11 protein-coding genes and 1 pseudogene are annotated in these 12,678 nt (G+C 70.2%); 5 read left to right on the top strand and 7 right to left on the bottom strand.

What is annotated here, in order from left to right; all coding sequences use genetic code 11:
- Nucleotides 1-26: 26 nt before the first annotated feature.
- From ACIBEA_RS05660 to ACIBEA_RS05685, 6 genes are all read right to left on the bottom strand, one after another.
- A complete protein-coding gene (locus ACIBEA_RS05660) occupies nucleotides 27-1,814 on the bottom strand; it encodes an ABC transporter ATP-binding protein (protein ID WP_399258314.1) in 1,788 nt (595 codons plus the stop codon).
- Nucleotides 1,815-1,816: 2 nt separating this feature from the next.
- Nucleotides 1,817-2,875, bottom strand: coding sequence for an iron-siderophore ABC transporter substrate-binding protein (locus ACIBEA_RS05665; protein WP_399258316.1), 1,059 nt, complete (start codon nucleotides 2,873-2,875; stop codon nucleotides 1,817-1,819).
- A gap of 86 nt (nucleotides 2,876-2,961) precedes the next feature.
- Nucleotides 2,962-3,879 (bottom strand): ABC transporter ATP-binding protein, encoded by a 918-nt coding sequence (locus ACIBEA_RS05670; protein WP_399258318.1) that lies wholly within the window; start codon nucleotides 3,877-3,879, stop codon nucleotides 2,962-2,964.
- A gap of 39 nt (nucleotides 3,880-3,918) precedes the next feature.
- Nucleotides 3,919-4,992, bottom strand: a complete 1,074-nt coding sequence (locus ACIBEA_RS05675) for a FecCD family ABC transporter permease (protein ID WP_399258320.1) — start codon at nucleotides 4,990-4,992, stop codon at nucleotides 3,919-3,921.
- Nucleotides 4,989-6,047, bottom strand: coding sequence for a FecCD family ABC transporter permease (locus tag ACIBEA_RS05680; RefSeq protein WP_399258322.1), 1,059 nt, complete (start codon nucleotides 6,045-6,047; stop codon nucleotides 4,989-4,991). Before ACIBEA_RS05680 ends, ACIBEA_RS05675 begins: the two co-directional genes overlap by 4 nt.
- Nucleotides 6,048-6,254: 207 nt before the next feature.
- A complete protein-coding gene (locus ACIBEA_RS05685; RefSeq protein ID WP_399258324.1) occupies nucleotides 6,255-7,622 on the bottom strand; it encodes a lysine N(6)-hydroxylase/L-ornithine N(5)-oxygenase family protein in 1,368 nt (455 codons plus the stop codon).
- 261 nt (nucleotides 7,623-7,883) lie between these two features.
- Here ACIBEA_RS05685 and ACIBEA_RS05690 point away from each other — a divergent pair, with 261 nt between their 5' ends.
- From ACIBEA_RS05690 to ACIBEA_RS05705, 4 genes and pseudogenes are all read left to right on the top strand, one after another.
- Nucleotides 7,884-8,831: a methionyl-tRNA formyltransferase gene (locus ACIBEA_RS05690; protein ID WP_399258326.1), complete on the top strand. Its 948-nt coding sequence runs from the start codon at nucleotides 7,884-7,886 to the stop codon at nucleotides 8,829-8,831.
- Between the two features lie 326 nt (nucleotides 8,832-9,157).
- Nucleotides 9,158-9,670 carry a hypothetical protein gene (locus ACIBEA_RS05695; protein ID WP_399258328.1) on the top strand — a complete coding sequence of 171 codons (513 nt, stop codon included), beginning with the start codon at nucleotides 9,158-9,160 and terminating at the stop codon, nucleotides 9,668-9,670.
- A 604-nt stretch (nucleotides 9,671-10,274) separates the two neighbouring features.
- Entirely contained in the window at nucleotides 10,275-10,430 is a 156-nt protein-coding gene (locus tag ACIBEA_RS05700; RefSeq protein ID WP_399258331.1) for a hypothetical protein, read from the top strand.
- 124 nt (nucleotides 10,431-10,554) lie between these two features.
- Nucleotides 10,555-10,818 (top strand): annotated as a pseudogene (locus ACIBEA_RS05705) (hypothetical protein); the annotation flags it as partial.
- Here the strand turns inward: ACIBEA_RS05705 and ACIBEA_RS05710 are convergent.
- On the bottom strand, nucleotides 10,724-11,725 hold the full coding sequence (locus tag ACIBEA_RS05710) for a GlxA family transcriptional regulator (protein ID WP_399258333.1): 1,002 nt from the start codon (nucleotides 11,723-11,725) through the stop codon (nucleotides 10,724-10,726). The pseudogene ACIBEA_RS05705 and the gene ACIBEA_RS05710 overlap by 95 nt on opposite strands.
- 71 nt (nucleotides 11,726-11,796) lie before the next feature.
- On the opposite strand from ACIBEA_RS05710, the gene ACIBEA_RS05715 reads away from it, so the two are divergent.
- Nucleotides 11,797-12,444: an HD domain-containing protein gene (locus ACIBEA_RS05715; RefSeq protein ID WP_399258336.1), complete on the top strand. Its 648-nt coding sequence runs from the start codon at nucleotides 11,797-11,799 to the stop codon at nucleotides 12,442-12,444.
- Nucleotides 12,445-12,678: the final 234 nt, after the last annotated feature.

Here is a 12,678-nt window from a genome sequence, read left to right on the forward strand (position 1 = left end):
GTCAGCCTAACCTAAATTAGGTCGACCTAACTAGCGTCTCGCCAGGCCCGCCAGAGTCGTGCGTATCGGCCGCCCAGAGCCACCAACTCCTCGTGCGTGCCCTGCTCCACGACGCGTCCCGCATCCAGCACGGCGATCCGGTCGGCCGCCATGGCCTGGGTCAGCCGGTGGGCCACGAACAGCGTGGTCCGGCCGGAGCAGGCGGCGAGCACGGCCCGTTCCAGCTCGGCGGCGCCCTCGCTGCCCGCCTCCGCCGTCGACTCGTCGAGCACCACCACGGGCGCCCGGCCCAACACCAGCCGGGCCAGGGCGATCTGGGCGACCTGGGTACCGTCCAGCCGGCCACCGCCCTCGCCGACCGCGGTCTCCAGACCCTCGGGCAGCGCCTCGACCCACTGGCCCGCGCCCACGGTGCGCAGCGCGGCCATCAGTTCGGCGTCGGTGGCTCCCGGCGCGGCCAGCCGCAGGTCGTCGGCGAGCGGACCGGAGAACACGTGCGTCTCCTGGGTCAGGATGCTCACCAGCGCCCTCGCCGCGGCCTCGTCCAGATCGGCGAGGTCGGTCGACCCGATCCGCACCGACCCGGCCTGCGGGGTCCCGATGCCGGCGATGAGCGCGGCCAGGGTCGTCTTGCCGGCGCCCGTCGCACCCACCAGGGCCAGCGAGCCGCCCGCCGGAATCGTCAGGCCGACATCCCTCAGGACCGGCTCGTCCGCGCCGGGGTAACGGAAGGTCAGCCCCTCCACGGTCACCGGGTACCGCTCGTCGTCCACCAGCACGGCGGTCGAGTCGCCGACCAGCCGCTCCTGCGTGGACTCCGACAGCACCCCGACGAGCCGGGTCAGGCTCGCGCCGGACTTCTGGGCCTCGTCGAAGGTGAACATGATCGCGCCCAGCGGGGTGAACAGGCGGTGGAACACCAGCGGGGCGGCCGACACCTCGCCGAGCGTGGCCGAACCGGTCTCCAGCAGGACGTAGCCCACCACGAGGATCAGGACCAGCCCGATGAACTCCGCGCGGTTCTCCCTGCCGACGAACCGGCCGAAGAAGTGGAACACCTCGATCCCGAGGTCCCGTACCCGCCGCGAGTCCTGGGAGACCTTCTCGCGGAAGGACTCCTCCAGACGGTGCGCCCGTACCGTCTCGATGCCGTTCAGGCCACTGATCAGTGACTGTGCGCGCTCGGCCTGGGCGACCGCGCGCTTCTGGTAGAGCGGGGCGGACCGGGGAAGGTACCAGCGCAGGGCCAGCGCGTAGGCCGGCAGCGCACAGGCACCCGCCAGGCCGAGCCGCCAGTCGAGCCCGAACATGCCGACCGTGGCGATGGCGACCAGGACCCCCGCGGAGAACACCGTGGGAATGGCCGAGCGGATGCCCTTGGACAGGACGGCGACATCGTCGCCGACCCGGGAGAGCACGTCGCCGCGGCCCACCTGCTCGACCCGGGCGCTGGGCATGCCCAGCACGGCCCGGACGGCGCCTTCGCGCAGGTGCGCGAGGAGGTCGGCGCCGAGCCGCCCGATCAGGTAGGCCGATACGGCGGTGGCCGCCGCGCCGAGCAGCGCGGCGGCCACCATCCACACGCCGATCGTGACCAGGACCGAACGCGGTTCGCCCCCGACCACTCCGTCGACCACCCGGCCGAGCAACAGCACGGGGAGCATCTGGAGAGCCGCCCCGGCCACCGTGCTGAGTACGGCGGCGGACGTCAGCCAGGGCATCTTGCGGCAGTTCGCCACGACCCATCGGGCTGCTTCACGTCCGGTCGTCGTACGCAGGGTGGCCGGGGCGACCCGGATTTCCGTGGCGCTCACACCTAGCCGACCGACTTGACGAGCTCGTCGATCGCGAACGGCAGCGAGGGCAGGGTGGCCTGCGACATGGCCGCGCCGGCCGCCGGGCCCTCACTGTCGAGCAGGTAGGACACCTTGTTGTTCTTGGTGACCTTCAGGTTGGCGAAGAGGTCGAACTTCTTGAGCGCGTCCGTGTCGGCCTTGTCGTTGATGACGAAGACGCGGTCGACGTCGATCAGGTCCATGCGCTCGGGGGAGATCGCGAAGGAGAACTTGCCGCCCGAGATCTTGTCGAGCTCGGTCTGACCCTTGAAGCCCATGCCGGTCAGGAGCTGGCCGCGCACGTCGGTGGTGGTGAAGGGGTTGACCGCGTCCTTGTACCAGGACAGCGAGACGGCGGTCTGGGTGGCGAACTCGGGGTGCGCCTTCTTGACCGTGGCGAGCTTGTCCTGGATGCCCTGGACCATGGCCTTGCCCTCGTCGGCCTTGCCGAGCGCCTTGGCGATCTGCTGGGCGTTGTCCTGCCACGGAGCGCTGAAGGGCTCCTTCTCGGTCTTCGTGCGGCCGACGGTCGGCGCGATCTTCGACAGCTTGTCGTAGCCGGCCTTGTCGATCTCGGAGTAGACCGCGATGATCAGGTCGGGCCGCAGGGCCGCGATCTTCTCGAAGTTGGGGCCGGTGTCACCGTTGTTCATGATGACCTCGGGCTTGGTGTCGCCCCACTTGTCCTTCACCCAGGGCCACTGGGTGTTGATGTCGGGGCTCTGGCCCGCCGGGTTCGGGTACTGGTCGACCATGCCGACCGGCTTGACGCCGAACGCGAGGATGTTCTGGTCATCCGTGTAGCCGACGGCGACGACCCGCTTGGGAGCCTTCTTGACCTCGGTGGACCCGAAGAAGTGCTCGACCGTGACGGGGAACGCGCCGGTGGCCGCGGTGGCGTTGGCGCTGTCGTCCTTCTTGTCCTTGTCCGCCGAGTCGGAGCCGCAACCCGCGAGGAGGCCCACGCCCAGGGCCGCGACGGACACGGTCGCCGCCAGCCGCCGCAGAGGCGTCATACGAGTCGTTCGATCGAGGAGCATCCGAAATCCCTTGCTTTCATGCTGTCCACTGCGGCCTCACCTAAGGGCAGGCAAACCTTACCCCGAGGGAATGAGGTTAGCCTACCCTAAGTTGTAAGAACCTCGTTTAGGTCGACCGCACTCTGGACAGGGGAACTCTGGACATGGGTCCGGCCGATCGGCACGACGAGCGGCCGGTCACCCACCGGATCGTCGATCACCATGGCACGCAGACCGAACGCCTCGTGCAGCAGCTCGGCGGTCAGCACGTCGCGCGGATGACCCTGCGCCAGCACCGAACCGGCCTTCATCACGATCAGGTTGTCGCTGTAGCGCGCGGCCAGGTTGAGGTCGTGCAGCACCATGACCACGGTGCGTCCCGACTCGTGCAGGTCGTCGACCAGGTCGAGCACGTCGACGGCGTGGGCCAGGTCGAGGTAGGTGGTGGGCTCGTCGAGCAGCAGCAGGTCGGTGCCCTGAGCGAGGGTCATCGAGATCCAGACGCGTTGACGCTGCCCCCCGGAGAGCGAGTCGACCGGACGGTCGGCCAGGTCGGCCACCCCGGTCATGGCCAGCGCGCGCTCCACGACGGACGCGTCGTCCGAGGACCACTGGCGCAGCCAACTCTGGTGCGGATGGCGGCCCCTGGCGACCAGGTCGGCCACGGTCAGACCCTCCGGCGCCACCGGCGCCTGGGGCAGCAGGCCGAGCTTCTTCGCCACGTCCCTGGTCCGCAGCCGGGCGATGTCCTCGCCGTCCAGCACGACCGATCCCCTGGTCGGCTTGAGCAGCCGCGACAGGGTCCGCAACAAGGTCGATTTGCCGCACCCGTTGGGGCCGATGATCGTGGTGATCACCCCCTGCGGGATCGTCACGTCCAGCGCGTCTATGACGGTCCGGTCGCCGTACCCGACCGTGACGCCGTTGGCCGCCAACCGCGGAACGTCTGCGGCCCCGGACTCGATCCCGGACTCGATCCCGGACTCGGTCCCGGACTCGGTCCCGGCGATGTGCTGAGCGACCATGGCCCCCCCTTTTTTAGGCTTGCCTAACCTTTCTATCACCTAGCGGCGGTTCGCCCGCACCAGGAGGTAGATGAGGAAGGGGCCGCCGATCGCCGCCGTGACCACTCCGACGGGCAGGCTGATGGGCAGTGCCGTACGGGCGACCAGGTCCGAGCCGATCAGCAGCAGTGCCCCCACCGCGGCGGAGGCCACCAGCGGCGGCGTGGGGCACTTGGTCAGACGGATCGCCACCTGGGGCGCCACCATGGCGACGAACGGGACCGGCCCCGCCGCGCTCACCGCGAAGCCGGCCAGCAGCACCGCGCACAGCAGCATCGCGGCCCTGACGAGCGAGTACCGGACGCCGAGGCCCGCGGCCACGTCGTCGCCGAAGTGCAGCGGCTTGAACTGGAAGGAGAAACACCCCACGACGACCGCGAGGACGACGGTTCCCCAGAGCGCCACCGACACCTCGTCCCACGACCGGTTGTCCAGGGACCCGACCAACCACGCCTGGGCCCGCGCCACGTCCCTGATGTCCGCGGTGACCAGCAGCCAGGTCGTGATCGCCTCCATCACGGCGCTCACGGAGATGCCGATGAGGATGAGCCGGAACCCGTCTACCCCGCGCCGCCACGCCAGGAAGTACACCAGCAGGCCCGTGCACAGACCGCCCGCGAGCGCCGCCCCGGACAGGCCCACGGAGCTGACGACCGCGGCGGTGGCTCCGCCGGACACCGTCACCAGCAGCACCGCGACCGCGCTGGCGCCGCCCGTGATGCCCAGGATGTCCGGACTGGCCAGCGGGTTGCGGGCGATGGACTGGGTGATCGCCCCGGCCATCCCCAGCGCGATGCCCACGACGAGCCCGGCCAGGGCCCGCGGCATGCGCAGGTCCATGATCACGAACTGGTCGACCTGCTCACCCCGGCCGAAGAGGGTGGCCACCACCTGCGACAGGCCGAGGGGGAAGTCCCCCACGGCGATGGACACACAGAACGCCAGGAAGGTCGCCGCCGTCAGCGCCAGCGTGACGAGCACGATCCTGGGCCGCCACGCGAAGGACACCCGGCCGAACCGGACGCCCGGCGCCCCCGCGGGCTTCGCCGGGGGCTTCACCACTGTCACGTTCATGCGCTCTTGAACTTTCCCCGCCACACCAGGACCGCGAAGAACGGGGCACCGAGGAGAGCGACGAGGACACCCGCGTCCAGCTCACCCGGCCGCACCGCGACGCGTCCCACGATGTCGCAGAACAGAAGGACGACCGCGCCGAGCAGACCCGCGTACGGCACCAGCCAGCGGTAGTCGGGCCCGGCCAGGTAGCGGGCCACGTGCGCCACCATGAGTCCGAGGAACGCGATGGGACCGCACGCCGCCGTGGCCGCGCCCGCCAGCAGCGTGATGGCGACGATGCCGACGGTCCGGATCAGGGCGATGTTGACGCCCAGTCCCCGCGCCACGTCGTCGCCCAGGTTGAGCAGGTTCACGGAGGGCAGGGTGAACAGCGCCAGCACCAGCCCGACCACGATGAAGGCGGTGACCGGCCCGATGACGTCGAAGCCGACGCCGGCCACCGACCCGGCGTTCCAGAACCGCAGGGCGTTCAGGGCCGCCTTGTCCGACAGCGCGACCGCCGTGGTCATCGCCATGAGGAACACCGTGACCCCCTGCCCGGCCAGAGCGAGCGTCAGCGGATTGCCGGCGCCCCTACCGATGCTGGAGAGCCCGAACACGACGACACCGGCGAGCCCGGCGCCCGCGAAGGCGAACCAGACGTACTGGAACGGGTCGGTGAACCCGAACAGGGCGATCGCCGACACCACGGCGAACGAGGCTCCGGTGTTCACGCCCAGCAGGCCGGTGTCCGCGATGGGGTTGCGCGTATATCCCTGGATCAGCGCACCGGCGACGCCCAGCGCGATGCCCGCCACGATCGCGAGCACCGTCCGGGGCACCCGTACGGTGCGCATGATGAGCCGGGCTTCCGAGAGCTTCTGGTCCGGGTCCGGCGCCCCGAACAGTCCGTGCCACGCCTCGGCGGGGCTCAGCGCACGCGCGCCGACGGCGAGGGACACCACGGCGACGGCCACGAGGACCGCGAGGACGACGCCCAGACCCACGGTCCGCCGTCGCCGCGCCGCCGCGACCCGGGAAGGGGCCTCGGGTTCCACTGTGGTCGCACTCATGTCGACGCGGCTCATCCCTTGCATCCGGCGCGGACGGCGGGGCGCCCGGGTATCACGCGTCGGCTGACGGGCGGGCTGCCGGTGGGGCGACGGGTACCAGGGGGCACGGACGTTCCTTCTTCGTGGATCTGCGGCATGCACACAGTACTGCCGTGCCCGCCGGCGCGAAGGCACTGGCAGGCACGGCAAGGGACCGGAGCCGAGCCGCTAGACGGCCGCCTGGCGGGCGTCGTTCCCGGCCGCACCGGCGACCGGACGGGCCTGGTCGGGCACGGCCTTGAGGTTCCGGTCGAGGATCGAGTCGAGGATCTCGCCGACCCGTACCGCGGTGTTGGACAGCAGCGAGGAGGTGATGCCGTGGGTGTGCTCGGTACCGCCCTGGAGGTAGATGCCGCAGCGCAGTTCGAGGTCGGTCGTCACCCGGTAGTCGCGCTCGACCCGGATCCGGCCCTGGTCGTCGCGGTGGCAGCGGTCGGCGACCTCGCCGAGCAGGCCCAGGCCGTCCGCCTGCCGGTACCCGGTGGCGCACACCACGACGTCGGCGTCCAGCACGTTCTCCTCGCCGGTGACGAGGGACTTGACGGTGGCGCGGACCCCGTCGGCCGTCTCCTCCACGCCCGTCAGGCGCGAGACGTTCAGGAAGCGGAGCCGCTCGGTGCCGAGCACCTTCTCCTGGTACGACTGCCGGTACAGGTCGTCGATGAGGTCGATGTCCACCACGGAGTAGTTGGTGTTGCCGTGGTAGTCCATCAGCTGACGCTTGACGTCCTCAGGCGCCGAGAAGTACTCGTCCACCGCCTGGGGGTCGAAGATCCGGTTGGCGAAGCTGCTGTCGTCCGCGGGGCTGTAGCCGTAGCGGGAGAAGACCGCGCAGACCTCGGCCTCGGGGAAGCGGCGGTGCAGGTAGGCGACGTTCTCGGCGGCGCTCTGGCCGGCGCCGACCACGATGAATCGGGTGGGCTCGGTGCCTTCCAGGCCGTCCACCTTCGACAGCAGGTCGGTGTTGTGCCAGACGTGGTCGGTCCGCTCGACGCCCTCCGGCATGACCGGGCGCAGCCCGGTTCCGACGATGAGGTTGCGGGCCCGGTGGACGACGACCTCGTCGCCGGAGCGCGCCGTCACGTCGAGGTACTCGATCACGCCGTCGCGCAGCACGGGCTCGACGGAGACGACCTGGTGGCCGTAGGAGACCATGTCGTCGACCTTGGCCGCGGCCCATTCGAGGTAGTCGTGGAACTCCACCCGGAGCGGGAACAGGTTCTTGTGGTTGACGAAGTCGATCAGCCGACCCTTGCTCTGCAGGTAGCAGAGGAAGCTGTACTCGCTGCTCGGGTTCCGCAGCGTCACCAGGTCCTTCATGAAGGACACTTGCATCGTCGCGTCGTCGATGAGCATGCCACGGTGCCAACCGAAGCGGGGCTGCTGCTCGAAGAAGTGGGCGGTGACCGCCTCGTGCCTTCCCACGCTCGCGTTGTGCTCGCTGAGCGCGATCGCCATGGCCACGTTGGACGGCCCGAAGCCGATACCTATCAGGTCGTGGATCAGTGGTGCGTCGCCAGGAAGAGCCTGTGACATGTCACTCCCATTCGTGCGGGACAGCCGCCCGTCTGGCGTCCTGTCGGGGTGGGGAAAAAGGGGAGTCCAGGCACACCGGTGACCGGCAGCCGAGCGGAACTTAGGTAAAGCTAACCTAATTCGGCCAGCCTGTCGACATGACAGGCCGGACAAATGGCACGCCAAAGTGTCAAACCGACCCAGAACCACAGGGACGTTGCACCCTTAGGTAAGGCTTGCTTTACTTGCCTCGGTCAGTCGCTCTTCTGAGGAGGAACCCCCATGCGGGTCGTCATGTTCGGTTATCAGACCTGGGGCCATCGCACCCTGCAAGCGCTCCTGGACTCCGAGCACGACGTGGTGCTGGTCGTGACGCACCCCAAGAGCGAGCACGCCTACGAGAAGATCTGGAGCGACTCGGTCGCCGACCTCGCCGAGGAGCACGGCGTCCCCGTGGTCATCCGCAACCGGCCCGACGACGAGGAACTGTTCGCGCGGCTCAAGGAGGCCGACCCGGACATCATCGTGGCCAACAACTGGCGCACCTGGATTCCGCCGCGCATCTACACCCTCCCCCGCCACGGCACCCTCAACATCCACGACTCGCTGCTGCCCAAGTACGCCGGCTTCTCCCCGCTGATCTGGGCCCTCATCAACGGCGAGCCGGAAGTCGGCGTCACGGCCCACATGATGGACGAGGTGCTCGATGCCGGCGACATCGTGGACCAGCGCACGGTGCCGGTCGGGCCCACCGACACGACCACCGACCTGTTCCACAAGACGGTCGACCTGATCGCCCCGGTCACCGTCGGCGCCCTGGCACGGATCGCCGCCGGAGAGACCGAGTTCACCAAGCAGGACCGCTCCGAGGCCAGCTTCTTCCACAAGCGGTCCGAGGAGGACGTCCGCGTCAACTGGGACTGGCCTGCCGATGTTCTGGAGCGGCTGGTCCGCGCCCAGTCCGCCCCGTATCCGAGCGCCTTCACCTTCCACAAGGGCAAGCGCCTGGAGATCACGTCCGCGGTCGTGTCGGAGGGCCGCTACGGCGGCACCCCGGGCCGCATCTTCTACCGCGAGGGCAGCGGCGTGGTGATCGTCGCCGGGGCCGACGCCCGCACGGGCCGCAACCACGGCCTGGCCATCACCGGCGTACGGACCGAGGACGGCCGGGAGTTGCCCGCGACCGAGTACTTCACCACCATGGGCGGCTATCTGACGAGCCGTCCCTGACCGGAGGCCCACACGGCTGCCACCTGAACACCGGCCCGCCCGGACCGTCCCCCGGCGGGCCGGAGATCAACGCCGCGCGGATCAGCGATCCACGGGGCGTTGCTGCACAGGTACGGTTCTCGTACGCATCGAACGACCGCCTGCGCGACCCTGACCGCGTCCGCCGTCGGCCTCACGTCATGGACGCGGACGGCCCAGGCACCCCTCTTCCGTACGGACGGGGCACGGCGTCGCGTCAAAGGCCGGCGGCGGACATGTCGCCGGTCCTCGTCCACCCCGCGCCCGGGTGGACCGTGTGATCAAATGAGCCCATGGGGGATACGCACGTGGCCTTGGGGCCACTGCAACTGGTCAACGGACACTGGGTGGTCGGGGATTCGCTCCGGCCCGGCGGATCCTGGCTGGAGTTCCGTACAGAGGGCCTCTGCCTGCAGGGCCGCCACGGGGGCGGCGAGCTGATCCCGTGGTCCAGGATCATGCTCGGGGTCAGGGTCTACATCGGGCGCGGGTACCCGAACCACGGGCAGTACTCGCTGCTGGGCATGCTCGGCAACCTCCCCGGTCCCTTCAGAGGGCGCGGTGGTGGGCACCTCGACATGACGCTCCGTCACCCCTACGAGGACCGCAAGCTGACCTTCGACCGGCATGCGCGCCCCTACCGCCTCCTGGACACCTTCCTCCTGGAGGAACTGCTGTCACAGGTCGTCGCCGCAGGCGAGGCGCACCGCCTCGGTGACCCCGACTGGCTGGGACACGTGCTCGGCCGCATGGCGCTGCTGTCACCTTCGCTGACACGCCGCAAGCTCGGCGAAGCGGTGGAAGAGGCCTGGCGGGGCTGAAGCGCGCCCGCGTCTCCCCCGATACCCCGGACCAAGGCGTCGAAGTGGCGATCCGGTGGCTGCGAGGGCTGGCATACGGTGCTTGGCCAAGTTGGTGTGCATCGCCAGGACCCTGAGCGGGTGATCGTCGATGTCCGTCCGCTGGAAGGGCTGCAAGAAGGCTGCCTCAGCAGCCTCGGCGCATCGTCGGGCACCGACCCGGCAGATCGCACGGCCCGCACAGTCTCGGTCTCGCCCTGGGCGCCGCCGACGCCGCGGACTGGACGCGATCAGCGCGTCTTGGCTCGCCGAACAGGTCCCCGCACTGGGCGACGAGGCGGCCTGACCGGAGGTCCCGCCACGAAGGCGGTGTGGAGGGACTTGGGGTCGTCCGCGTGCATCCGTATCACGGAGACGAGGTGGGGCGCACCGCACCGCGACGGTCTCGGCGACGCACACGAGCGTGAAGCCGTACATCAGGGCGGCTTGATCGCGGCTGTGCTGGAAGACGGCGTCGGCTCCCCCGACCCCGTGCCGGCGGCGGCGGCCGACCCAGCGGACCAGGCTGGCCATGAGCCGCAGCTCGTGGGTGACGAACCGCAGCACGCCCCCGGGAATCAGGTGTGTGAGCGCCTCCCGCCCGGACAGTCCGGACCTGCGCAGCCGCAGCCAGACGGAGACCTCGGCCCCGAGCATGACCAGCAGGAGGCCCTTCGCGCCCACGATGACCGCGCCCGGCACCGGTACGCCGACCAGCGGGCAGATGGCGAGTACGAGCTGAGCGGGAAGGGCGACGACGCGGAGCATCCGCGAGGCGGGGCCGCGCGCAGGGACGGAGGGCCGGTCCACGAGCTCCACTTCGAGGGGACGCACCAGGCCGCGTTCCAGGGGGCGAGGCGACCGGTAAGCGGGTCAGCTACCGCAGCGTGGAGGTCTACCGCATGGTCGGCGACAAGATCGCCGAGGAATGGGTGGCCCCCGACCTGATCAGCCTCTTCCAGCAGATCCACGACGGCGAACCGCGGGTCGCGGTCCGCCGTCGCCGTCGCCCAGGAGGTGAGGGCCCCGGACCGGTCACGGACCAGTGGGAGAGGACGCACCCCTTGCAGCCGGCGCGGAATGGAAGGTTTCACGGTAGACGCTGGGTGCCACGCCGGCGTGGGCTTTGAACAGCGTCCGGAAGTTGGCCGGGGTGCCCAGGCCGCAGTGGCGTGCCACGGCTTCCACCGTCGATTCCCCCGCTTCCAGGAGTTCGCGTGCGCGGGCGAGCCTGGCGTGGAGCAGCCATCGCATGGGCGGTCGACCGGTCTCGGAATGGAAGCGGCGGATGAGGGTGCGGCGGGACATCCCGGCCCGGTGGGCCAGTTGGTCGACGGTGAGCGGGTGGTGCAGGTTGCGCAGTGCCCACTCGCACAGCTGAGCCAGTCCGTCGGAACCGGAACGGTCCGGGCCTACCGGGAGGTCGATGTACTGGGCCTGGCCTCCCGTGCGGTGCGGTGCGGCGACCAGCAGGCGCGCCTGCTGATTGGCCGCGCGGGCGCCGTGGTCGCGGCGGATCAGGTGCAGGCACAGGTCCACACCCGCGGCGACGCCGGCCGAGGTCAGGACCTGCCCCTCGTCGACGTAGAGCACTTCCGGCTGCACCGACACCAGGGGGAAGCGGCCGGCCAGGGCCGCGGCGTACTGCCAGTGGGTCGTGGCCCGGCGCCCGTCGAGCACTCCGGCTGCAGCGAGGGCAAAGGCGCCGGTGCAGATGGACACCATGCGGGCCCCGCGGGCAGCCGCCCGCGCCAGCGCGGCCGTGACCGCGTCCGGCGGCTGCTCCGGCTCCAGGTACCCGGGGACGATGACGGTGTCGGCGGATTCCAGGCACTCCAGCCCGTGCTCCACGAAGAGCGCCGGGCCGCCGTGCATCGGAACCGCTCCGGGCCGCTCGGTGCACACGGTGAGCCGGTACGGTCCGCCGCTCCAGCTCCCGAAGATCTGGAGGGGGATCCCGATGTCGAGGGCGAGGACGTTCTCCAGGGCCACCACGACCACGTGGTGCGCAACATCGGGCGCCGGGCTCTCCTGCATGGCACGATCCTATCGCTGCATGGCATTCATGCCACTCACGGCGCTATCCGATCCGCACCTACGGTCGTGCCATGAAGGATTCCCTCCCGGTGCCGGCCCTGCCGGACACCTCAGTGGCCCGCAGCGCCGTCGCGTACGTACGGTCCTGCGAGAGCGAGCCCGTCGCCAACCACAGCATCCGCAGCTACGTGTTCGCCGCCCTGCTGGCCGAACACGAAGGACTGAAGCCCGGCACCGACTTCGACCCCGACCTCCTCTTCCACGCCTGCGTACTGCACGACCTCGGCACCTCGTCCTCGGCCCCCGGCGCGGAGCGCTTCGAGGTCGAGGGCGCGGACATGGCCGCCCGGTTCCTCACCGAACACGGCTACGACGCACAGGCGGTCGACCCGGTCTGGGAAGCCATCGCCCTGCACGCCACACCCGGCATCGCCGAGCGCCGCGGGGTACTGACGTATCTCACCCGCCGCGGCATCGGGGTGGACTTCGGCATCGGAGCCGAATTCGTGACGGACACCCAGGGCGCGGCCGTCCACCACGACCACCCGAGGCTGAACATGGTCACCGCACTGGTCGACGAGATCGTGCGGCACGCCACCCGCTCCCCGCAGGCCGGCGCCCGCTACACGCTCGGCGGCGAGTTCCTCCGTGAGCGCGCCGAACCCGCAGCCACCACCTTCCTCGAACGCGTGGCCTCGACCTCCCGCTGGGGTGCGTGAGCAACGCTCCTTGGCCTTGCCACGACGTCACGGTTCCTACGGGGAGTCATCAGGGTCGGGAGCCGTCACCGGGCGCTTCCCCGCCCCTGAGAGACACTCCTCGGCACGGCCCTGCGCCCCCGGGGCCCGATAGGTCAGGGCATGGACACCGACACACCACCGCCCCGGCCGATGGCGCACATCCTCGGCCGGCCGATGCTCACGGTCCCTTCGTTCACCCACACGTGAACTCCG

This window comes from Streptomyces sp. NPDC051555, assembly GCF_044454405.1.
GTDB lineage: Bacteria > Actinomycetota > Actinomycetes > Streptomycetales > Streptomycetaceae > Streptomyces.